Genomic DNA, 21,701 nt, shown 5'->3' on the forward strand with positions numbered 1-21,701 from the left:
TCCTCCCTCTATGGAAATAAATTACCCTTTTACTTTAGCGATTATTTCTTCAGACACCGATTTCGGAACCTGCTCGTAGTGATCAAACGTCATGGTGTAGGTAGCACGACCCTGCGTGGCAGAACGAAGATCAGTTGCATACCCAAACATCTGCGCCAGCGGAACCATGGAACTTACCACTTGGGCACCGGCACGACCTTCCATGCCCATAATCCTTCCGCGACGAGAGTTGAGATCACCGATGACATCGCCCATATATTCTTCAGGAACTACAACCTCGACCGACATGATCGGCTCAAGGAGTACCGGTGAAGCCTTTGCAGCAGCCTCCTTGAACGCCATCGAGCCAGCGATTTTGAAGGCCATTTCGGAAGAGTCTACCTCGTGGTATGAACCGTCGACCAAGGCAACCTTAAAGTCCACACAGGGGAACCCAGCGAGCACACCCGTGTCCATAGCCTCCTGAATCCCCTTATCAACAGCAGGGATATACTCGCGCGGCACAACGCCACCCTTAATGGCATCAACAAACTCGTATCCCTTGCCGGGCTCCTGCGGCTCCATCTCGATCCAGACATGGCCATACTGACCACGGCCACCGGACTGACGCACAAATTTACCTTCAACCTTGACCTTTTTGGTCACAGTTTCACGATAGGCAACTTGTGGCTTACCAACATTAGCCTCAACCTTGAACTCACGCATGAGACGGTCAACAATAATTTCAAGATGAAGCTCACCCATGCCAGAGATAATTGTCTGACCAGTTTCCTCATCGGTCCGAACACGGAACGAAGGGTCTTCACTGGCAAGCTTTTGAAGACTGATGCCAAGCTTCTCCTGATCGGCCTTGGTCTTCGGCTCAATAGCAATCGCAATAACCGGCTCAGGGAACTCTATGGACTCAAGAATTACGGGCGCGTCCTCAGGACAGAGAGTATCACCAGTTGTAGTGTACTTAAGACCTACAGCGGCAGCAATGTCACCAGCAAGAACTTCCTTTATCTCTTCACGCTTGTTTGCGTGCATCTTCAGAAGTCTACCGATACGCTCCTTTTTACCCTTTGTGGAGTTATATACGTACGAGCCAGAATTAAGGACCCCAGAATAAACCCTAATAAAGCAGAGCTGACCAACAAAAGGGTCAGTCATAATTTTGAAGGCCAACGCCGAGAACGGTTCACTGTCAGCAGCCCTACGCTCAATCTCGGCACCGGAATCGGCATCTATACCCTTTATGGACGGAATATCCACTGGAGACGGAAGATATTCAACAACCGAGTCAAGGAGATTCTGAACCCCTTTATTCTTGAATGAAGACCCACAAATCACAGGGCATATCTGAATTGCAATCGTCGCATTGCGAATGGCAGCCCTAACCTCATCCACAGTAAGCTCTTCGCCGCCCAGATACTTCTCCATCAAGGCATCATCATGGGAAGAGATTTCTTCAACCATCTTCTCATGATACTCTTGCGCAAGCTCCTGAAGATCAGCCGGAATCTCCTCCACATGAAACTTTGCACCAAGAGATTCCTCGTCCCAGACAATCGCCTTCATCTCCACAAGGTCAACCACGCCCTTAAAGGTATCTTCTGCACCAATCGGCAACTGAATTGGCACAGGGTTGGCCTTGAGGCGATCGCGGATCATGGAAACCCCACGAAAGAAGTCCGCCCCAACACGGTCCATCTTATTAACAAAAGCAATACGCGGAACACCATACTTATCAGCTTGCCGCCACACGGTCTCAGACTGGGGCTCAACACCACCAACCGAACAAAAGACAGCAACCGCACCGTCAAGCACGCGCAGCGAACGCTCAACCTCAATAGTAAAGTCAACGTGGCCAGGCGTATCAATAATGTTTATGCGATGATCGCCCCAGTTACAGGTCGTCGCAGCGGAAGTAATAGTAATTCCGCGCTCCTGCTCCTGCTCCATCCAGTCCATCGTGGCAGCGCCTTCATGCACCTCACCAATCTTGTGAGTTACGCCAGTATAATAAAGAATACGCTCAGTCGTCGTCGTCTTACCGGCGTCTATGTGCGCCATTATCCCAATATTTCGGGTTTTTTCCAATGGTACAAGTCGTGCCACAAAATCCTCCAGTTACCTATACTCACCCTATCTAAAACTACCAACGGTAGTGTGCAAATGCCCTGTTCGCCTCAGCCATCCGGTGCGTATCCTCACGCTTCTTAACTGCAGCACCACGATTGTTATAGGCATCAAGGATCTCACCAGCAAGCTTATCAGTAACCGTCTTCTCAGAACGGTCGTTGGCGTACTTAACAAGCCAACGCATCGCAAGCGAAACCCGACGATCAGCACGAACCTCAACAGGAACCTGATACGTGGAACCACCAACCCGTCGCGATTTAACCTCAAGAGTCGGCTTAATATTATCAAGACACTTCTTAAGAACCTTAACCGCCTCTTCACCTGTCTTCTGAGAGACCACCCCAAGCGCACCATAAAGCGCGCGCTCAGCCGTACTCTTTTTCCCGCCCACCATAATAACGTTTACAAGCTTCGCAACAACCCTGTCGTTAAACTTGGGGTCAGGAAGAATAACCCGTTTAGCTACTTCTCTTCTTCTCGGCATATCACCCTCTCACCAAAGTCGATTACTTGGGCCGCTTGGCGCCATACTTGGAACGAGCCTGCTTCCGATCCTTCACACCAACAGAATCCAGCGTACCACGAACAATGTGATACCGAACACCAGGAAGGTCCTTAACCCGACCACCCCGAATAAGCACTACAGAGTGCTCTTGAAGATTATGCCCAACCCCCGGAATATAAGAACTGACCTCAATTCCATTTGTCAGACGAACCCTTGCAACTTTCCTCAACGCAGAGTTCGGCTTCTTAGGGGTCGTAGTATAAACCCTGGTACAGACGCCACGCTTCTGAGGACAGCTCTTCAGCGCGGGGGAATTCGACTTTTCCTTCTTACTCTTCCTGCCGATGCGGATCAGCTGGTTAATCGTTGGCATACTCTGTTTCTCCCAATAACGGCTTCTCCAGGGGGTACTCGCCCTGCGGAAGCGACAAAGTTAGCAGCTACACAACACCTTGTCAAGATTTTTTTCATTACTTTCAATCTGACCGTGAGAGCTATTCCTCAATATCGTCAAGCATGTCATCTTCAGGGTAATCCTCCTCAACAGCGGGAGGCGCAACGGCAACGGGTTCCAACAGTTCTGCCTGCTCGGCGACGAGTTTGAGGTTCCGATAACGAGACAGACCTGTTCCAGCAGGAATAAGCCGTCCCATAATGACGTTTTCCTTGAGCCCGCGAAGCTGATCCACCTTTCCCTCGATGGCCGCCTGGGTCAGCACCTTTGTCGTCTCTTGGAAAGATGCAGCAGAGATGAATGATTCCGTCGAGAGCGATGCCTTGGTGATACCAAGAAGAAGCGGTTCGGCAATGGCGGGACGCCCCCCCTTTGCAATAACCCGTTCGTTCTCTTCCTCGAAGACCCAGCGCTCGAGTTGGTCATCAATGAGCAAGTTAGTATCCCCCACTTCCTTGATCCGAACCCTGCGGAGCATCTGGCGAACAATGGTCTCAATGTGCTTATCATTGATCTTGACGCCCTGGAGTCGGTAAACCTCCTGAACCTCGTCGACCAAGTACTTTGCGAGTTCCTTGATACCCAACACCCGAAGAATGTCGTGGGGGTTGGAGGACCCGTCCATGAGGGGTTCGCCTGCCCGTACGTAATCGTTCTCATGTACACTGATATGCTTGCCCTTGGGGATCAGATACTCTTTGGGCTCACCCAACTCCGGAGTAACAATGACCTTGCGCTTCCCCTTGGCATCCTTGCCGAAGGTGACGACACCGTCAATCTCGGTTATCACAGCGAAGTCCTTAGGCTTGCGAGCTTCGAAGAGCTCGGCAACCCGCGGGAGACCACCGGTGATATCTTTGGTCTTCGTCGTTTCACGCGGAATCTTCGCAATTACATCACCGGCATTGACGAACGAGTCTTCGGCCACGGAAATGTTGGCACCGACCGGCAGATAGTAGCGACCGATGGTGCTCCCGCCGGACGCGGATTCGGGATCCGATGCCTTTATGGCGATACGCGGCCGCTTGTCAGCATCCCTCGACTCAATGATAACCTTACGGGAAAGGCCGGTCACCTCGTCGAGTTGTTCCTCCATGGTTACCCCTTCAACAATGTCCCCGAACTTAACGCGTCCAGCGACCTCGGTGAGGATCGGCATGGTGTAAGGGTCCCACTCGGCGAGCGTTTCGCCTGGTTTCACAACCTGATCAGGGCCGAACTTGATCTTGGCGCCGTAGACAATGCCGTACTTTTCGCGCTCACGACCCGTTTCGTCGATGATGGCAACTTCGCCGTTGCGGTTCATGACGATATGGTGTCCCTCAATATTGACGACGCTGTTTATATTGATGAACTTAACCCGGCCTTCTGTCCGGGCTTCAAGCGAGGTCTGCTCTGCATGCCGCGATGCCGTACCACCGATATGGAAGGTACGCATGGTCAGCTGAGTACCCGGCTCGCCGATGGACTGGGCAGCGATGACGCCAACCGCTTCCCCCATATTGACGATATGTCCGCGGGCAAGGTCACGTCCGTAGCACTTGGCGCAAATGCCGCGTCTGCTCTGGCAGGTGAGCACGGAGCGGATCTTGACCCGCTCGATGCCAGCATCCTCGATGCGCTTCACGAGCGTTTCATCGATTTCCTGGTTGGCAGGAACAAGCACATCGCCAGTTACCGGATCAAGGATATCGTCAAGGGCAACGCGGCCGAGAATGCGATCTCCAATCTGCTCAATGACTTCGCCACCCTCGGTCAGGGATGTGACGGTAAGGCCGTCGAGCGTGCCGCAGTCCGTCTCGGTGATAATGGCGTCCTGTGCCACGTCAACCAGACGACGGGTAAGGTAACCGGAGTTCGCGGTCTTGAGAGCCGTGTCGGCAAGACCCTTCCGGGCACCGTGGGTCGAGATGAAGTACTGAAGAACGTTCAGTCCCTCCCGGAAGTTGGCGGTGATAGGAGTCTCGATGATTTCGCCGGACGGCTTCGCCATGAGCCCCCGCATACCCGCCAGCTGACGAATCTGCTGAGCAGAGCCCCGCGCGCCCGAGTCGGCCATCATGTGAATGGCGTTGAAGGAAGGAATCTTCACTTCCTGGCCGTCAGGGGAGAGGATCGTGTCCTTGGAAAGGTTGTCGAGCATCTGCTTGGCGATGTCTTCCGTAGCCTTGGCCCAGATGTCGATAACTTTGTTGTAGCGCTCCCCGTCGGTGATGAGACCCTCGGTATACTGGTTCTGGATCTCCTTCACCTCGTCGTTGGCGCTGTCGATGATTGCGGACTTCCCTTCGGGGATCACCATATCATTCATGCAGATGGAAATACCCGCCAGGGTCGAGTAGCGGAATCCGGTCTCCTTGAGCCGGTCGGCCAGGATGACGGTCTCTTTGTTGCCGGCAAGGCGGTAGCAGACATCGATCAGGTTCACAAGCTCCTTCTTGCTCATAACCTTGTTGATGGAAGAGAAGGGGACCATTTCGGGGAGTATCTCACGAAGCAAGATACGACCAACTGTCGTCTCGATGATGGCCGGCTGTTCAGACGCAGCGGAGAGAATGTTTTTCATCCGGACGCTGACACGTGCCTGGAGGTCAACCTCGCCGGCATCATACGCTATCCGCACTTCTTCCGGAGACGCGAAGATTTTCCCGTCCCCCTTGGCGAAATGACGCTCCCGGGTCATGTAGTAGATACCGAGAACCATATCCTGCGACGGTACGATGATCGGCTTGCCATGCGCCGGAGACAGGATGTTATTGGTACTCATCATGAGCACCCGCGCCTCCACCTGGCTCTCGATGGAAAGAGGGAGGTGGACCGCCATCTGGTCGCCGTCGAAGTCCGCGTTAAAGGCGGTACACACGAGGGGGTGGAGCTGGATGGCCTTTCCTTCGATCAGCACCGGCTCAAAGGCCTGGATGCCAAGGCGGTGCAGGGTAGGGGCACGGTTGAGCATAACAGGATGTTCTTTGATAACCTCTTCAAGTACGTCCCAGACCTCCGGACGCTCCTTCTCCACCATCTTCTTGGCGCTCTTGATGGTGGTGACGAAGCCCCGCTCCTCAAGCTTGTTGTAGATGAACGGCTTAAAGAGCTCCAGGGCCATCTTCTTGGGGAGACCGCACTGGTGGAGACGAAGCTCCGGTCCCACAACAATAACGGAACGGCCAGAGTAGTCGACCCGCTTGCCGAGGAGGTTCTGGCGGAAACGGCCTGATTTTCCCTTGAGCATGTCGGAGAGGGACTTGAGGGGGCGCTTGTTAGGGCCTGCAATGGCACGGCCGCGGCGACCGTTGTCAAAGAGGGCGTCAACGGCTTCCTGCAGCATCCGCTTCTCGTTGCGTATGATAACCTCGGGGGCCTGTAGTTCCATGAGGCGCTTGAGGCGGTTGTTCCGGTTGATTACGCGACGATAGAGGTCGTTGAGATCGCTCGTCGCAAAGCGTCCGCCGTCGAGGGGGACCAGGGGACGCAACTCGGGCGGAAGGACCGGGATGCACTCAAGGATCATCCACTCGGGACGGTTGCCGGACTCCTTGAAGGCCTCCACAACCTTGAGCCGCTTGGCGGTCTTCTTACGCTTCGCCTCGCTCGTTGCTTCGATCATCTCTTGGCGGAGTTGTTCAGCAAGCTGATCCAGATCGATGGCCTTGAGGCAGTCACGGATGGCTGCTGCCCCCATACCTGCGTCGAACTGGTAATTGTGCTCCTCAAGCGCCTTCAGGTAACGGTCTTCGGAGAGTACCTCGGCCATGGCCATTCCGGTGTTCTTCGGATCGGTAACCGCATAGGCTTCGAAGTAAAGGACCTTCTCAAGGTCTTTCAACGATATGTCAAGCAGGTTCCCGATTCGGGAGGGAAGCGACTTGAGGAACCAGATGTGGGCAACGGGAGTGGCAAGGTCGATATGCCCCAGGCGCTCACGACGAACCTTTGAGGGGATGACCTCGACGCCACACTTTTCGCAGACGATGCCGCGGTGCTTCATGCGCTTGTACTTGCCGCAGTTGCATTCGTAGTCCTTGGTGGGGCCAAAGATTTTCGCGCAGAACAGACCATCACGCTCCGGCTTGAAGGTCCGGTAGTTGATGGTTTCGGGTTTCTTTACCTCGCCGAACGAACGCTCCCGAATCTTCTCCGGTGAAGAAACGGAGATGCGGATCGCCGAGAAGTGGAGGGGGTCCTTCGGTTTATCGAAAAAGCTGAAAAAATCTTCCAATGTCTAATCCTCCTCTGTTTAGGAGTGGCTGCTGCTCATGTGATCGTTCAGGCGGTCAATGTCTTGGATGACCAACTCTAATCCTCGTCGCCTTCCAGGAGTTCCACATCGAGACACAGCGACTGGAGTTCCTTTATCAGGACGTTGAACGACTCCGGGAGTCCCGGCTCGAGGGTATGCTTTCCTTTGACAATGGCCTCGTACATGCGCGTACGGCCTGCAACGTCATCGGACTTCACCGTCAGGAATTCCTGGAGAGCATAGGCGGCGCCGTATGCTTCCATGGCCCAGACCTCCATTTCACCGAGACGCTGGCCACCAAACTGAGCCTTGCCGCCCAGAGGCTGTTGGGTCACGAGGCTGTAGGGGCCGATGGACCGGGCGTGGATCTTGTCGTCAACCAGGTGATGGAGCTTGAGGACGTACATGACCCCGACCGTGACCTTGTGCTTGAAGGGTTCTCCGGTCTTGCCGTCGAAAAGTCTGACCTGGGCGGTCTCGTCGAAACCGGCCTTGTCGAGCATGCTTCGAATCTGCTCCTCCGAAGCCCCCTCAAAGACGGGCGACGCCATCGGAACTCCGCGTTGGAGACGCTTGGCGACGTTTATCAGTTCCTCCTCGTTGAGAGAGTCAAGGAACGCATTCATTTCCTTGGAGCCGTAAACCTTCTGGAGATACTCCTTGATCGTGGCAGACGGAGAATGCTTCTCAAGCATTTCCTCGATCTTCCAGCCGATTCCCTTGGCAGCCCATCCCAGATGGGTTTCGAGGATCTGCCCCACGTTCATACGGGAAGGAACACCCAGGGGGTTCAGCACAATCTCGACGGGACGGCCATCCTCCATGTACGGCATGTCTTCCTCGGGAAGGATACGGGACACAACCCCCTTGTTACCGTGGCGACCTGCCATCTTGTCACCGACCTGAAGCTTGCGCTTGATGGCAACGTAAACCTTGACCATCTTGATTACGCCCGGGGGAAGATCATCGCCCCGCTTCAGCTTCTGGACCTTATCGTCAAAGACATATTTTATGATATCAATCTGCTGCTGGAGCGTGGCAAGGATCGCGGCAACCTTCTCCTCGACCCCCTCCCCGCCACTGACGGAAATCTCATCCCACCGATCAAGGGGGATTGCCGTCAGGGCCTCTTCCGTGATGGCGGCATCCTTGGCGATGACCGTCTTGCCGTTTTTGTCCTCCACCTTCACGGCAGCGGTCTTGCCGACCAGAAGCCTTTTCAGCTTCCCGACAGCAGAGTCACGGATAATCCGGATCTCGTCCTGCTCGTCCTTGCGAAGCTTTTCCTCCTCCATCCGCTCAATCATCTCGGTACGGGAGTCTTTGTCGTTCCCTTTACGGGAAAAGACCTTGGCGCCGATGACTGTCCCCTCGACCCCCGGCGGAACACGCAGGGAGGTGTCGCGAACGTCTCCGGCTTTTTCGCCGAAGATGGCCCGGAGAAGCTTTTCCTCCGGCGAGAGTTGGGTTTCGCCCTTCGGCGTGATCTTCCCGACCATGATGTCACCCGGTTTGACTTCAGCGCCAATCCGGATGATGCCGGACTCGTCCAGGTCCTTGAGGGTTTCCTCGCCCAGATTCGGGATATCCGAGGTTATCTCTTCCTTGCCGAGCTTGGTGTCACGGGCAACGCACTCGAACTCCTCGATATGGATCGAGGTATAGCGGTCGTCTTTGGTGAGCTTCTCGGATATAAGGATCGAGTCTTCGAAGTTGTAGCCACCCCAGGGCATGAAGGCGACGACAACGTTCTGCCCCAGAGCCAGCTCCCCCATGTCGGTGGACGGGCCGTCGGCAATGACATCGCCCCGTTTCACATGATCGCCAACCTTAACCACCGGCCGCTGGTTGATGCACGTGTTCTGGTTGGAGCGGGCAAACTTGATGAGGTTATAGATATCGACACCGGTGCCGGTCTCGTCATACTCGTCCTCGTCGATCTTGACGACGATGCGGGACGCGTCTACCGATTCGACGACGCCGGTGTGACGCGCCACAACCGAAACGCCCGAATCCTTGGCGACTACCCGCTCCATGCCGGTGCCGACCAACGGAGAATCGGCTTTCAGGAGCGGTACTGCCTGACGTTGCATGTTGGAGCCCATGAGGGCGCGGTTGGCGTCGTCGTTCTCAAGAAACGGAATAAGCGATGCTGCGACGGAAACAAGCTGCATCGGAGCCACGTCCATGAGCTCCAGTTCGTCCCGATGCACGAGGAGGAACTCGCCCGACTTACGGGCAGAGACATAATCGTTCACAAAGCGGCCATCGGCATCCATCTCGGCGTTGGCCTGGGCAATGGCATGCCCCTCCTCCTCAAGGGCGGAGAAGAACTTTACCTCGGCGGTGACTTTCCCCTCACTCACGATCCGGTACGGCGTTTCCACAAAGCCGTGCTCGTTGATCCGGGCATAGGTGGAAAGTGACGCGATAAGACCGATATTCGGACCTTCAGGAGTCTCAATCGGACAAACCCGGCCGTAGTGGGTAGGGTGAACGTCACGGACTTCGAAGCCGGCCCGTTCGCGGGTGAGGCCGCCTGGTCCGAGGGCAGAGAGGCGCCGCTTGTGGGTGACCTCGGAAAGCGGGTTTGTCTGGTCCATGAACTGCGAGAGCTGCGATGAGCCGAAAAACTCCTTGACCACGGCCGAAACCGGCTTGGAGTTGATCAAGTCGTGGGGCATCAGGTTCTCGACTTCCTGCAGGCTCATCCGCTCCTTGATGGCCCGCTCCATGCGGACAAGACCGATGCGGTACTGGTTTTCCAGCAGCTCGCCCACAGCCCGCACCCGCCGGTTGCCCAGATGATCGATATCGTCGATGGTCCCTCGGCCGTTTTTCAGGTCGATGAGATACCGGACCACCTCAAGGATATCCTCCTTGGTGAGCACCTGGCAGTCAAGGGGGACGCCGAGTCCCAGCTTGTAGTTGAGCTTGAGCCGTCCCACGGCCGAGAGATCATAGCGTTCTGCATTGAAAAAGAGGTTGTCGAAAAGTGCCTGGGCACTCTTGAGGGTCGGGGGATCACCAGGACGCAGGCGACGATAGATCTCAATGAGCGCGTCGTCAGTAGTGTTTATTTTATCGACGAGCAGTGTGTCCCGCAGCGAGGATGTCACATGGAGGTTGTCGATGAAAAGAACCTTGAACTCCGAAATGCCCCGTGCCTTGATCTCGTCAAGCTTAGCCTGGGAGATCTCCTCGTTGCACTCTACCAGCACTTCGCCAGTGGCGGGGTCAACAATATCGGTGGAAGCGTACTTTCCACAGACCTCTTCGGCTTTAATGGGAATCTCGGTGATTCCGTGCTCGGTCATCTTGCGGATTGCCGCCTTGGTGAACTTTCTGTTCGCCTTGATGATGACTTCACCTGTCTTGGAATCAACGATATCGGAAGAGGTTTTCTGGGTTGTCAGAAGCTCGGCGTCGGCCTTCTTCCACATCCGCTCCCCATCGAGGCCGATTTCCTCACTCCGGTAATAAAAATTGAGAAGCTCCTCCGCACTGTTGCCAAGGGCCTTAAGGAGGACCGTTGCCGGCATCTTGCGGCGACGGTCGATCCGGACATAGAGTATGTCCTTGTGGTCGAACTCGAAATCGAGCCAAGAGCCACGGTAAGGGATCACTCGGGCGGAATAGAGGACCTTGCCGCTGGAATGGGTCTTGCCCTTGTCATGGTCGTAGAAAACACCGGGAGAGCGGTGAAGCTGGCTCACGATAACACGTTCGGTACCGTTTATGATGAACGTGCCGTTCTCGGTCATGAGCGGGATCTCGCCGAAGTAGACCTCCTGCTCCTTGATATCCCGAATAGAACGGACGCCAGTATCCTTGTTCACGTCCCAAACGACGAGGCGCACCTTCACCTTCATGGGGGCGGCGAAGGTCATCCCGCGCTGGTGGCATTCTTCAACATCGTACTTCGGTGTGCCGAGGCTATAGGAAACATACTCAAGCGAAGCAGTATCGCTAAAGTCCTTAATTGGGAAAACACTCTTGAATACAGCTTCAAGCCCGCTGTTCTTGCGTGCTTCGGGGGGGGTGTCAATTTGCAGGAAACGCTTATAGGAATTTTTTTGAATATCAATAAGGTTGGGGATGTCAATGATTTTCTTGATCTTGGCGAAATTCTGGCGTAGAAGCTGGTTATTCGCAATTGAATAAGCCATGTTTTCTCCTTTGGCGAGGCTCATGGAGCCTCTAACCCCCTGGATTTAGTGCCTTCTCCGATATTGCCCGGAGCCAGCGGATACGAATTCGGAACTAAAATAGAAGAGCCAAGGCCGCATGGAGCGGCCTTGGCTGATGTGCTGACGCAGTAGACTCGAGCCTTACTTGATCTCGACTTCAGCGCCGGACTCAACGAGCTGCTTCTTGGCGTCCTCTGCCTCTTCCTTGGAAACGCCGGTCTTGACGGGCTTCGGTGCGCCGTCGACCAGGTCCTTGGCTTCCTTGAGGCCAAGACCGGTGAGGGCACGGACAACCTTGATAACGCCAATTTTGTTGGCACCGGCACTCTTGAGGATGATATCAAACTCAGTCTTCTCTTCAGCAGCCTCGGCGGCAGCGGCCGGAGCAGCGGCAGCGGCAACGGCGACCGGCGCAGCGGCGGAGACACCGAACTTCTCTTCGAGTTCTTTCACGAGCTCAGAGAGCTCAAGAACGGTCATATTCTCAATGAAGCTAACGACATCGGCTTTGGTGATTTCTGCCATTTCTGTATTCCTCCGTTAATAACGTTCGTTGTTGAATGTAAAGGAAGGACTAATTGCCTTCCTTTTGGATTTTGATTGCGTTGAGCGCACGAACAAAACTTCCCGGAACTGCTGCCAGGACGCCCACAAAGTTGGCAACCGGAGCATTGATGGTTCCAAGCAGTTTCGCAAGAAGTACTTCACGACTCGGCAGATCGGCCAATGCCTGGATATCGCTGACCGAGATCTGCTTGCCGGACAGCACGGCAGCCTTAAGCTTGAAGGTGTTGGCCTGGGTTTTGGCAAACTTTGACAGGACCTTAGCAGCTGCGACCGGATCATCATAGCTGAACGCAATGGCGGTCGGACCGGCGTAGTGGGGAGAGAGCGATTCCTTATCGGTCTCCTTGGACGCAAGCTCCAGCAACGTGTTCTTGGCAACCTTGTACTCAACGGCAGCTGCACGAAGTTCATTTCTCAGGGTCGTTGCCTGCTCTACGCTCATACCACGGAAATCGGCGAGAAACACTGCTTTAGCCCGTTTAAGCTTTTCGTGCAGTTCCGCTACCTGTTGTTGCTTGTTTTCTCTATTCAAGCGCCTTCCTCCTTTCTGTTCGGGTTGAGGGCCGAAGCCCCAGCCAAAGTCAGAAAGTGCGGGGTTTAGTACTTTCCTGTGACTACCACAAGTCTCGGCAGGCTGCCTGCGCCATTAAGCCCGGATGCTGCCCGGGCACCTGCTGTCTTTGACTTTGGCTTTATATACCTAATGCTCAGACAAGCTTCGACTGGACGTCTGCGATATCCAGATTCAGCCCCGGTCCCATGGTGGAAGAAAGGCTGATCTTTTTGATGTAGGTACCCTTGGCTGCGGACGGCTTCGCCTTAACGAGCGCCTCCACAAGCGCAAGAAGATTTTCCTTGAGCTTGTCCGCATCAAACGATGCCTTACCGACCGGCGCATGGACAATACCGGCCTTCTCGACCCGGAATTCAACCTTCCCGGCCTTGGACTCCTTAACCGCACGGCCCACATCAAACGTGACCGTGCCGACCTTCGGGTTCGGCATGAGTCCGCGGGGACCAAGAAGCTTACCGATCTTGCCGACAACACCCATCATGTCGGGAGTCGCGATGGCGGTGTCGAAGTCGAACCACCCCTCCTGGATCTTGGCAACGAGGTCTTCGGCGCCTACATGGTCAGCGCCGGCGTCACGGGCCTCCTTCTCCTTTTCGCCCTTGGCGAAAACGAGTACCCGGACGTCCTTGCCGAGACCATTCGGCAGAACTACGGCGCCACGAACCATCTGATCGGCATGGCGGGGGTCAACGCCCAACCGAACAGCGACCTCCACGGTCTCGTCAAATTTGGCGTAGGCTACCGACTTGACACTTTCTATACCTTCAACGAGGGGGTAGGTCCGGCTTCGGTCTATCTTCGCCAAGGCTTCCCTATGCTTCTTCGCTGTCTTCGGCATCTCTCAATCCACCCTTTCTCTATTAAACAATTTCAACGCCCATGCTGCGGGCAGTCCCTTCGACCGTTCTCATGGCAGCTTCAAGCGACGCAGCGTTCATGTCGGGCATTTTCTTGACCGCGATCTCTTTCACCTGCTCCGCAGTCAACTTTCCGACCTTGTTCTTGTTCGGCACGCTGGAACCGCTCTCAATCCCGACCGCCTTCTTGATGAGAACCGACATGGGCGGCACTTTGGTGATAAAGCTGAACGAACGATCTGCGTAGACGGTTATGACAACAGGAGTAATGGTCCCCTCGTCGCCCTGGGTCTTGGCATTGAACGCCTTGCAGAACTCCATGATATTGACACCATGCTGGCCCAGAGCCGGACCAATCGGGGGCGAAGGGTTTGCTTTGCCCGCCGGAATCTGCAGCTTGATGTATCCCGTAATCTTCTTTGCCATTGCCGTGCTCCTTGTTCTTCTCCTCAGAGAAGGATATACCGTTTATCTGACAGAGGGTTATCCCTACTGTTTTTCCACCTGCATGAACTCAAGCTCTACAGGAGTTGCGCGCCCGAAAATGCTGACCATAACCCTGAGTTTACCCTTGTCAGGCTTCACATCTTCTACGACTCCAGTAAAGTTAAGGAACGGACCATCAACCACCCGGACCGTCTCTCCAACCTCGAATTGAACCTTGGGTCGGGGCTTCTCAGCACCCTCTTCCATCCTACGGGTGATCTTCGCGACCTCTTCGTCAGGTATGGCAAAAGGGTTATTCCCCCCTACAAATCCAGTGACCTTGGAGGTTTCCTTCACTACATGCCATGTCTCATCGCTCAACTCCATGTTGACAAGGATATAGCCAGGAAAAAACTTGCGGGAGGAAGTCTTCTTCTCCCCCTTTTTCAACTCTACCACTGTTTCTGAAGGAATAAGAATCTCGCCGAAAGACTCCTCCAGGCCAAGGTTCTTAATTCGCTCAGAAAGGGAGAGCCTTACTTTATTTTCAAATCCGGAGTACGTATGGACCCCGTACCACTTTTTTGCCATAGTAGTTTGCGTCCTTTAGCCAAGGATAAGGCGCATCAGTTTCGCCAAAATCACGTCACACGCCCCGAGATAAATGGAGATTATGACTACGATAGCCACCACGACCCACGTCGTTGAGATGGTCTCTTTGCGGGTAGGCCAAGTCACCTTGCCCAACTCGGCCTTCACTTCAGTGAGAAAATCTTTGGCTTTTGCGATCACGTGAGAACCCCGGGATGGATAAAAAATGGCAGGCCAGGAGGGATTCGAACCCCCAACATCCGGTTTTGGAGACCGGCGCTCTAGCCGTTAGAGCTACTGGCCTGCGTCCGCTGGGGCTGCAGATAGCAACCCCAAACCTGTGACCGTGGTTACTTGGTTTCCTTGTGGACGGTATGGGTACGACAGAAGCGACAATATTTTTTGAACTCGAGCTTCTGCGGAGTATTCTTCTTATTCTTAGTGGTCGTATAGTTCCTCTGCTTGCACTCGGCGCAAGCAAGAGTAATAATGTCTCTCATTGGCTTAACCCTTCATAGTAAAGAATGCGAGCAGGCCTAGGCCTGCTCGCGAAATTTCCAGCAACAATTATTCGATGATAGAGCTGACAACACCGGCGCCGACAGTACGGCCACCCTCACGGATAGCGAACCGCAGGCCTTCGTCCATGGCGATCGGGGTGATCAGGTTAACCGTTACGGCTACGTTGTCGCCGGGCATGACCATTTCGGTTCCTGCGGGAAGGTCTACTACGCCGGTCACGTCGGTGGTCCGAAAGTAGAACTGCGGACGGTAGCCGTTGAAGAACGGGGTGTGGCGCCCGCCTTCTTCTTTGGTCAGGATGTAGGCCTCGGCCTTGAACTTGGTGTGCGGGGTGATGCTCCCCGGCTTCGCCAGCACCTGGCCACGCTCGATGTCTTCACGCTTTACACCACGGAGCAGGGCACCGATGTTGTCGCCGGCACGCCCTTCGTCGAGGAGCTTGCGGAACATTTCTACACCGGTGACGGTGGTCTTGGTGGTCGTCTTGATTCCAACGATCTCGACTTCCTCGCCCACCTTGACAACGCCACGCTCAACCCGACCGGTAGCAACGGTACCGCGACCGGAGATGGAAAAGACGTCTTCGACGGGCATCAGGAACGGCTTGTCGATGGCGCGCTCAGGCTCGGGAATATAGGCGTCAACGGCGTCCATGAGCTTGACGATGGCTTCAGAGCCGAGCTCGTCCTTGTCGCCATTGAGGGCCTTGAGGGCGGAACCCTTGATGATGGGAATGTCGTCGCCCGGAAAATCATAGGAGGAGAGCAATTCGCGAATCTCCAGCTCGACGAGCTCAAGAAGCTCTTCGTCATCGACCATGTCAGCCTTGTTCAGGAACACGACGATGTAGGGAACCCCTACCTGACGAGCAAGCAGAATGTGCTCGCGAGTCTGGGGCATGGGGCCGTCGGCGGCGGAGACAACGAGAATCGCGCCGTCCATCTGAGCCGCACCGGTGATCATGTTCTTGACGTAGTCGGCGTGGCCGGGACAGTCAACGTGAGCATAGTGACGCTTTTCGGTTTCATACTCAACGTGCGAGGTGGCGATGGTGATACCACGCTCACGCTCCTCAGGGGCGTTGTCGATCTGATCAAAGCCCTTGAATTCGGCCTGGCCGCGCTCGGCCAGAACCCGCGTGATGGCGGCGGTCAGCGTGGTCTTGCCATGGTCAACGTGACCAATCGTCCCTATGTTGACGTGCGGTTTTGTTCTCTCGAATTTTGCCTTTGCCATGTAGGATTCCTCCCGGACAATCTATTTTGAGAATTGCTTCTCGCTAAAAACGAAAAAAATGGAGCCCACAACCGGATTCGAACCGGTGACCTCTTCCTTACCAAGGAAGTGCTCTACCTACTGAGCTATGTGGGCATGATGCAAAGTATGGAGCGGGAAACGGGACTCGAACCCGCGACCCTCAGCTTGGAAGGCTGACGCTCTAGCCAACTGAGCTATTCCCGCCGAACCGCTCTGAAGCTTTTTGAAGCCCCGCAGCGCCACCGCTCCCAGTACCAACGGTTTCACAACCTCCTGGGGCACGCCTACGTCACAAGACTTCTGAAGATTGTATGGTGGAGGGAGGAGGATTCGAACCTCCGAAGTCGTACGACGACAGATTTACAGTCTGTTCCCTTTGGCCGCTCGGGAATCCCTCCAGACGGAGATGCGAGTTTCAAATGGAGCTGGCGACAGGACTTGAACCCGCAACCTGCTGATTACAAGTCAGCTGCTCTACCAGTTGAGCTACGCCAGCGCGAAAAAATCTATACCTGCTTTTTATTTCACGGTCAAGCTTTTTAGCACAAAGAAGACACTCTATATAAACCACTGAATAATGCATGTCAAGTCAAATAATCCAACCGCCCTACTTTCACACCAAATACCAACGTCGTTTTCCTAGAAGGGAAGCAAGTCATTGTTCTGCAGGGTTCCCACCATCAGGCGCGCCGTTTCCGCCGGATCGGCTTCACCGTCTCCAATAATTTGCCCCTTGGCGCGCTCCGGGGGAAATATACGACTAACCCACGTCGGAGGCCCCTTAAGTCCAACGGTTGCTGGATCAAGTCTGAGCACCTCGTTGTTCCACATAGTCACCGGCGAGTCAGCAGCCTCTATGCGCATCGGAACGGCAGGATATCGCGGACGGTTGATTTCCCGAACAACCGTCAACATGGCTGGCAGTCGTGCCTCCACCATTTCGTAGCGCCCCTCAAGCTCTCGCCGCACCCTGATTTACGGGCGCCGAGATCAAGCTCCTCAAGCCGATCGACCAGTGTCAACTGGGTAAACCCGAGCCGGGTAGCGATCCCCGGCCCTACCTGCGCGGTATCGCCGTCAATGGTCTGCTTTCCGCATATCACGAGGACGACCTCGTCCTTTTCACCCAGACGGCTGATGGCAGAAGAGAGGACATTACTGGTCGCGAGGGTGTCAGCCCCACCAAACGACCGGTCAGAGAGGAGAATTGCCTCGTCGACCCCGAGGGCTATCGCCTTGCGAATGGTGGCCTCGGCATTGGGGGCCCCATGGATATGGCCGCAACCCGCAGGCCATAACGGTCCCTGAGACAAAGGCTCTCTTCCAGGGCATGGGTGTCATAGGGATTTACTATGAATGGAATCCCTTCTCGCACCAGCGTGTTGGTAACCGGATCAATCTGAACTTGCGTCGTGTCGGGTACTTGCTTGATACAGCATACGACAAGCATGGCACCCTCCTCCTTGGGGACAGCACACCCCCTGCATAGGACCAAATTAATTAAATCGCATCCGTATCCGGAGTCAAGGACGGCGCTTGCCACCTCTCGGCGCGCTGCGGCATTTTTCCCGCTGCCGGAATCCCCCGAGGAGTTCGGCAGCCGCTTCCTCGCGGCCACAGGCCCGAAGTGCTTCAAGAACGTTGCGCCGCTCTTCGGGTTGATGCCACAGAAGCAGCGCCTTCTGGAGCCGTTTCTCCCGGTCGCTCCGCGCCACATAGACTTTCCGCCCGGAGAAGGGATCGATACCCGTATGGTACATGCAGGTGGCAAGGGTTCCGGGGGTAGGTGTAAAGTCCTGCACCTGGTCCACCCGCATGTTGTGGCGCTTGAGAAACAGGGCCAGCTCCACCATGTGATCAAGAGTACACCCCGGATGCCCCGACATCAGGTAGGGAATCACGTACTGTTTTCGCCCCAGGCGCATGCTTTCGTCCCTGAAGCGGGCAAGAAAGCGCTCGAACGCCTCCTTCCCCGGTTTACGCATCAGATCGGTGACCACATCCACCGTATGCTCCGGAGCGACCTTGAGGAATCCGCCCACATGGTGGGCCAACAGCTCGCCAAAGTACCCCGGTTGTCGCTCCAGAAGATCGTAGCGGATGCCCGACGACACCGCCACGTGCCTCACTCCCGGAATCGCTCTCACCCGCCTGAGGAGGGTAGCCGCCCGTCGGTCGTGGGTGACAAGATGTCGACAGACCGACGGGAAGAGGCAGCTTTCGCGGCGGCAGCCCTTCCCTGCATCAGGACTGCCACAGCGCAGGCCGTACATGTTGGCTGTCGGCCCGCCCACGTCGCTGACACTCCCGCGAAACCAAGGCATCTTCACCATTCGCCCGACTTCCTCCGTAACTGAGTGCTCGCTTCGCGACTGGATAAACTTCCCCTGGTGGTGGGTTATGGCACAGAAGGCGCACCCGCCGAAGCAGCCGCGATGCGTGGTGATGGATGACTTGATCTGGTCATAGGCTGGTATTGGCTCTTTGTATGACGGATGGGGCGCCCGGGCGAACGGAAGTGCATAGACAGCATCTATCTCCGCTTCAGAGAGTGGAACGGAAGGGGGATTACAAACGAGCAGGCGCTCGCCGTGGCGCTGAGCAAGGGCCTTGCCGCTACCGGGATTCATTTCATGCGTGACGAGCCTGAAAGCTTCGGCATAGCGACGGGGATCAGCCATCACCTCCTCGCAGGTGGGAAGCACTAGCGCGCCGGAAGGCACGTCTCCCCGGGCCGCATACGCCGTCCCCGGAATGTCGGTAAGCTGCGAGAGGGGTTCTCCGCCGCTCAGCCGCTCGGCCAACTCCAGGATAGGTCGCTCCCCCATACCGAATACGAGGAGGTCCGCCTTGGCGTCAAAGAGAATGGAGCGACGGACCTTGTCTTCCCAATAGTCGTAGTGGGCGAAACGACGAAGCGATGCTTCAATGCCGCCGACAACCACCGGTACGTCCTTGAATGCTTCCTTGAGTCGGGAGGTATAGACAATGGTGGCCCGGTTGGGCCGGGCGCCATGGCGGCCGCCGGGGGTATAGGCGTCGTCGTGGCGTAGTTTCTTGAGGGGGGTATAGTGGGCGACCATGGAATCCATGGCGCCGGCAGCGACGGCAAAGAAAAGACGGGGACGCCCCAGAGCCATGAACGGCTCCCGGGAGCGCCAATCGGGTTGGGGAATGATCCCGACCCGGAAGCCGTGGGATTCGAGCCATCGGGCCAAGAGTGGAACCCCAAAGGCCGGGTGATCGATGTAGGCGTCACCGGTAACGAAAACGACGTCAAGTTCGTGCCATCCCCGTTTTAACGCCTCGGCTCTTGTGGTTGGAAGAAACGACATAGATACCCGTCAGGGGAAAAGGGGGAGCCCTTCCAACCCCATCGCCTCAGGGAAGCCGTACATGATGTTCATGTTTTGCACGGCCTGGCCGGCGGCACCTTTCACGAGGTTATCGATGGCGGAAACCACAATGACCCGCCCAGTGCGACTGTCCACAGCCAAACCGATGTCGCAGAAATTGGAGCCACGCACGTGGGCAGTGGATGGGATGTTTCCGGCGGGAAGCACCCGGACAAAGGGCTCCCCTTCGTAAAATTCAGCATAGAGCTTCACCAGTTCGGCGACGGAGACATTGTCTGTAAGCCGCGCGTAGATAGTGGAGAGAATTCCCCGGTCCATGGGAACCAGGTGAGGAGTGAAGGTGACGGTGATCGACCCACCAGCCAGAAGCGACAACTCCTGCTCGATTTCGGGGATATGCCGGTGCACTCCACCCACCCCGTATGCCTTGAACCCGTCATTCACTTCGCAGTAAAGGTTCTCTACCTTGGCGCCCCGGCCTGCACCCGAAACCCCAGACTTGGAGTCGGCAATAATGGTCGACGGGTCGATAAGGCGCTTTTTCAGGAGCGGCATGAGCCCCAGAATGACGCTCGTGGGGTAGCAGCCGGGGTTACCCACGAGCCGGGCATCACCGATCTTCTCCCTCCGGATCTCTGGAAGGCCGTAGACCGCCTCCTTCAGGTTCTCGGGGTCCATGTGGGGTTCGTACCATTTCTCATAAACGGCTGGATCATTGAAGCGATAGTCGGCGGAGAGGTCAACCACCTTCTTTCCCAGCTCCAGAAACGTGGGGACCACTTCCATAGCTGCCTTGTGGGGAAGGGCCGTAAAGATAAGGTCGGCCTTCTGGGCCACCCTGACCGGTTCCAGATTCTCAAGCACCTGAGTGTAGCGGTTGCGCAACGTCGGAAAGACGGCGGCGACGGGCCGGCCGGCGCTCTGTTCAGAGGTTATGCAGGTGACAGCCACCTCGGGATGGCAGTAAAGCAGCCTGAGCAGCTCGACTCCGGTGTATCCGCTCGCTCCGACAACAGCAACATTCAGCATGGGCAAACTCCTGAGAAAAAAGGTGGCTGACACGAAGTATCAAAAGTATAGGGCAAACTCTGGCAAAGCAAAAGGGGAAAACCCGAATGGATTTTCCCCTTGAACAGCCGTGGCTGCAGATGGTGCGCTTAGCGCTTGGAGAACTGGCAGCTTCTCCGGGCGGCGCGCTTACCGTACTTCTTCCGCTCCTTGATGCGGGAGTCACGAGTGATGAAACCGGCCTTCTTGAGGGTACCGCGGAGGGTGACGTCCACTTCGAGAAGAGCTTTCGTGATGCCATGCTTGATGGCGCCGGCCTGGCCAGAGTCGCCGCCGCCGCGGACGTTCACATAGATGTCAAAGTTGCCCACTTTTTCAACCAGTTCCAAAGGCTGCTTGACGATCATTTTGGAAGTCTCGCGCCCGAAGTAGTCGTCGATGGACTTGTTGTTGATGACAATGTTCCCGGTCCCCGGCTTCAGCCAGACCCTGGCGACCGACGATTTCCGCTTACCCGTACCGTAGTAGCTGATTGCTGCCATTCGTTATCTCCTGATCCGTATATTCTCTGAACCGATTAGATTTCGAGAGTCTTGGGCTGCTGGGCCTCGTGCGGATGCGCGGGACCGGCGTAGACCTTGAGCTTCTTGAGCATGTGACGGGCAAGCTTGTTCTTCGGAAGCATCCCCTTTACGGCCTTGCGGATAAGGTCTTCGGGTTTTTTCTCGATGAGTTTGCCTGCGGCGATGGACTTGATGCCCCCCGGAAATCCGGAGTGGCTGTAGTACATCTTGTCGGCGAGCTTGTTGCCGGTGAGCTGAATCTTCTCAGCATTGACCACAACGACAAAATCACCAGTGTCAACACTCGGGGTGTAGATCGGCTTTTTCTTGCCGCGGAGGATATTGGCGATCTCGGTGGCCATGCGACCGAGCACCTTGTTATCGGCATCGACCAGGAACCAGTCCCTGGTTACTTCTTCTTTCTTTGCAACCTTCGTCGTCTTCATCGAACCCTCTCAAACTGGATG

At 55.6% G+C, this 21,701-nt stretch carries 18 protein-coding genes, 5 tRNA genes and 1 pseudogene; all 24 read right to left on the reverse strand.

What is annotated here, in order from left to right; translation table 11 throughout:
• Positions 1 to 21 precede the first annotated feature (21 nt).
• The 24 genes and pseudogenes from fusA to rplM all read right to left on the reverse strand — a co-directional run bounded on the left by fusA (position 22) and on the right by rplM (position 21,680).
• The gene (fusA, locus tag KJB29_RS13695) at positions 22 to 2,100 is read right to left on the reverse strand and encodes an elongation factor G (protein ID WP_215735023.1); all 2,079 of its coding nucleotides are present in this window, start codon (positions 2,098 to 2,100) and stop codon (positions 22 to 24) included.
• Positions 2,101 to 2,137: 37 nt separating this feature from the next.
• Positions 2,138 to 2,608 carry a 30S ribosomal protein S7 gene (gene rpsG / locus KJB29_RS13700; protein WP_215735024.1) on the reverse strand — a complete coding sequence of 157 codons (471 nt, stop codon included), beginning with the start codon at positions 2,606 to 2,608 and terminating at the stop codon, positions 2,138 to 2,140.
• 22 nt (positions 2,609 to 2,630) lie between these two features.
• Positions 2,631 to 3,002, reverse strand: a complete 372-nt coding sequence (gene rpsL, locus KJB29_RS13705; protein WP_011365696.1) for a 30S ribosomal protein S12 — start codon at positions 3,000 to 3,002, stop codon at positions 2,631 to 2,633.
• 121 nt (positions 3,003 to 3,123) lie between these two features.
• Entirely contained in the window at positions 3,124 to 7,302 is a 4,179-nt protein-coding gene (gene rpoC / locus KJB29_RS13710; protein WP_215735025.1) for a DNA-directed RNA polymerase subunit beta', read from the reverse strand.
• Positions 7,303 to 7,379: 77 nt separating this feature from the next.
• Positions 7,380 to 11,492: a DNA-directed RNA polymerase subunit beta gene (gene rpoB, locus KJB29_RS13715; protein ID WP_215735026.1), complete on the reverse strand. Its 4,113-nt coding sequence runs from the start codon at positions 11,490 to 11,492 to the stop codon at positions 7,380 to 7,382.
• Positions 11,493 to 11,654: 162 nt separating this feature from the next.
• A complete protein-coding gene (gene rplL, locus KJB29_RS13720) occupies positions 11,655 to 12,038 on the reverse strand; it encodes a 50S ribosomal protein L7/L12 (RefSeq protein ID WP_214185091.1) in 384 nt (127 codons plus the stop codon).
• Positions 12,039 to 12,087: 49 nt separating this feature from the next.
• On the reverse strand, positions 12,088 to 12,612 hold the full coding sequence (rplJ, locus tag KJB29_RS13725; RefSeq protein ID WP_004514633.1) for a 50S ribosomal protein L10: 525 nt from the start codon (positions 12,610 to 12,612) through the stop codon (positions 12,088 to 12,090).
• Positions 12,613 to 12,787: 175 nt separating this feature from the next.
• Entirely contained in the window at positions 12,788 to 13,492 is a 705-nt protein-coding gene (gene rplA, locus KJB29_RS13730) for a 50S ribosomal protein L1 (protein WP_004514632.1), read from the reverse strand.
• Positions 13,493 to 13,514: 22 nt separating this feature from the next.
• Positions 13,515 to 13,937, reverse strand: coding sequence for a 50S ribosomal protein L11 (gene rplK, locus KJB29_RS13735; RefSeq protein WP_215735027.1), 423 nt, complete (start codon positions 13,935 to 13,937; stop codon positions 13,515 to 13,517).
• A 63-nt stretch (positions 13,938 to 14,000) separates the two neighbouring features.
• On the reverse strand, positions 14,001 to 14,528 hold the full coding sequence (nusG, locus tag KJB29_RS13740; protein WP_004514630.1) for a transcription termination/antitermination protein NusG: 528 nt from the start codon (positions 14,526 to 14,528) through the stop codon (positions 14,001 to 14,003).
• A gap of 15 nt (positions 14,529 to 14,543) precedes the next feature.
• A complete protein-coding gene (secE, locus tag KJB29_RS13745) occupies positions 14,544 to 14,729 on the reverse strand; it encodes a preprotein translocase subunit SecE (protein WP_004514629.1) in 186 nt (61 codons plus the stop codon).
• A gap of 26 nt (positions 14,730 to 14,755) precedes the next feature.
• Positions 14,756 to 14,832 (reverse strand) — tRNA-Trp (locus KJB29_RS13750).
• Between the two features lie 46 nt (positions 14,833 to 14,878).
• Positions 14,879 to 15,028 carry a 50S ribosomal protein L33 gene (rpmG, locus tag KJB29_RS13755; RefSeq protein WP_214185096.1) on the reverse strand — a complete coding sequence of 50 codons (150 nt, stop codon included), beginning with the start codon at positions 15,026 to 15,028 and terminating at the stop codon, positions 14,879 to 14,881.
• 67 nt (positions 15,029 to 15,095) lie between these two features.
• Positions 15,096 to 16,286, reverse strand: a complete 1,191-nt coding sequence (gene tuf / locus KJB29_RS13760; protein WP_215735022.1) for an elongation factor Tu — start codon at positions 16,284 to 16,286, stop codon at positions 15,096 to 15,098.
• Complete coding sequence (cas5, locus tag KJB29_RS19880) at positions 16,241 to 16,390, reverse strand: CRISPR-associated protein Cas5 (RefSeq protein WP_148206089.1); 150 nt, start codon at positions 16,388 to 16,390, stop codon at positions 16,241 to 16,243. The genes tuf and cas5 overlap by 46 nt, the downstream gene beginning before the upstream one ends.
• Positions 16,346 to 16,421: transfer RNA gene (locus tag KJB29_RS13770), tRNA-Thr, on the reverse strand. The genes cas5 and KJB29_RS13770 overlap by 45 nt, the downstream gene beginning before the upstream one ends.
• A 13-nt stretch (positions 16,422 to 16,434) precedes the next feature.
• Positions 16,435 to 16,511, reverse strand: a tRNA-Gly gene (locus KJB29_RS13775).
• A gap of 108 nt (positions 16,512 to 16,619) precedes the next feature.
• Positions 16,620 to 16,705: transfer RNA gene (locus KJB29_RS13780), tRNA-Tyr, on the reverse strand.
• A gap of 22 nt (positions 16,706 to 16,727) precedes the next feature.
• Positions 16,728 to 16,803: transfer RNA gene (locus KJB29_RS13785), tRNA-Thr, on the reverse strand.
• 143 nt (positions 16,804 to 16,946) lie between these two features.
• Positions 16,947 to 17,757 (reverse strand): annotated as a pseudogene (locus tag KJB29_RS13790) (electron transfer flavoprotein subunit beta/FixA family protein).
• 73 nt (positions 17,758 to 17,830) lie between these two features.
• Positions 17,831 to 19,642: a YgiQ family radical SAM protein gene (locus KJB29_RS13795; protein WP_215735028.1), complete on the reverse strand. Its 1,812-nt coding sequence runs from the start codon at positions 19,640 to 19,642 to the stop codon at positions 17,831 to 17,833.
• 9 nt (positions 19,643 to 19,651) lie between these two features.
• A complete protein-coding gene (gene argC / locus KJB29_RS13800) occupies positions 19,652 to 20,692 on the reverse strand; it encodes an N-acetyl-gamma-glutamyl-phosphate reductase (RefSeq protein WP_215735029.1) in 1,041 nt (346 codons plus the stop codon).
• Between the two features lie 128 nt (positions 20,693 to 20,820).
• Positions 20,821 to 21,213, reverse strand: coding sequence for a 30S ribosomal protein S9 (gene rpsI / locus KJB29_RS13805; RefSeq protein WP_215735030.1), 393 nt, complete (start codon positions 21,211 to 21,213; stop codon positions 20,821 to 20,823).
• A gap of 35 nt (positions 21,214 to 21,248) precedes the next feature.
• On the reverse strand, positions 21,249 to 21,680 hold the full coding sequence (rplM, locus tag KJB29_RS13810) for a 50S ribosomal protein L13 (protein ID WP_004514736.1): 432 nt from the start codon (positions 21,678 to 21,680) through the stop codon (positions 21,249 to 21,251).
• Between the last annotated feature and the right edge of the window lie 21 nt (positions 21,681 to 21,701).

Source organism: Geobacter grbiciae (genome assembly GCF_018531165.1).
GTDB classification, from domain to species: domain Bacteria; phylum Desulfobacterota; class Desulfuromonadia; order Geobacterales; family Geobacteraceae; genus Geobacter; species Geobacter metallireducens.

Bases quoted from the DNA above. Each gene is read 5' to 3' on its own strand.
- rpsG (WP_215735024.1), bottom strand. From the start codon at position 2,608: ATGCCGAGAAGAAGAGAAGTAGCTAAACGGGTTATTCTTCCTGACCCC.
- rpsL (WP_011365696.1), bottom strand. From the start codon at position 3,002: ATGCCAACGATTAACCAGCTGATCCGCATCGGCAGGAAGAGTAAGAAG.
- rpoB (WP_215735026.1), bottom strand. From the start codon at position 11,492: ATGGCTTATTCAATTGCGAATAACCAGCTTCTACGCCAGAATTTCGCC.
- rplL (WP_214185091.1), bottom strand. From the start codon at position 12,038: ATGGCAGAAATCACCAAAGCCGATGTCGTTAGCTTCATTGAGAATATG.
- rplA (WP_004514632.1), bottom strand. From the start codon at position 13,492: ATGCCGAAGACAGCGAAGAAGCATAGGGAAGCCTTGGCGAAGATAGAC.
- rplK (WP_215735027.1), bottom strand. From the start codon at position 13,937: ATGGCAAAGAAGATTACGGGATACATCAAGCTGCAGATTCCGGCGGGC.
- nusG (WP_004514630.1), bottom strand. From the start codon at position 14,528: ATGGCAAAAAAGTGGTACGGGGTCCATACGTACTCCGGATTTGAAAAT.
- rpmG (WP_214185096.1), bottom strand. From the start codon at position 15,028: ATGAGAGACATTATTACTCTTGCTTGCGCCGAGTGCAAGCAGAGGAAC.
- tuf (WP_215735022.1), bottom strand. From the start codon at position 16,286: ATGGCAAAGGCAAAATTCGAGAGAACAAAACCGCACGTCAACATAGGG.
- KJB29_RS13795 (WP_215735028.1), bottom strand. From the start codon at position 19,642: ATGTCGTTTCTTCCAACCACAAGAGCCGAGGCGTTAAAACGGGGATGG.
- argC (WP_215735029.1), bottom strand. From the start codon at position 20,692: ATGCTGAATGTTGCTGTTGTCGGAGCGAGCGGATACACCGGAGTCGAG.
- rpsI (WP_215735030.1), bottom strand. From the start codon at position 21,213: ATGGCAGCAATCAGCTACTACGGTACGGGTAAGCGGAAATCGTCGGTC.
- rplM (WP_004514736.1), bottom strand. From the start codon at position 21,680: ATGAAGACGACGAAGGTTGCAAAGAAAGAAGAAGTAACCAGGGACTGG.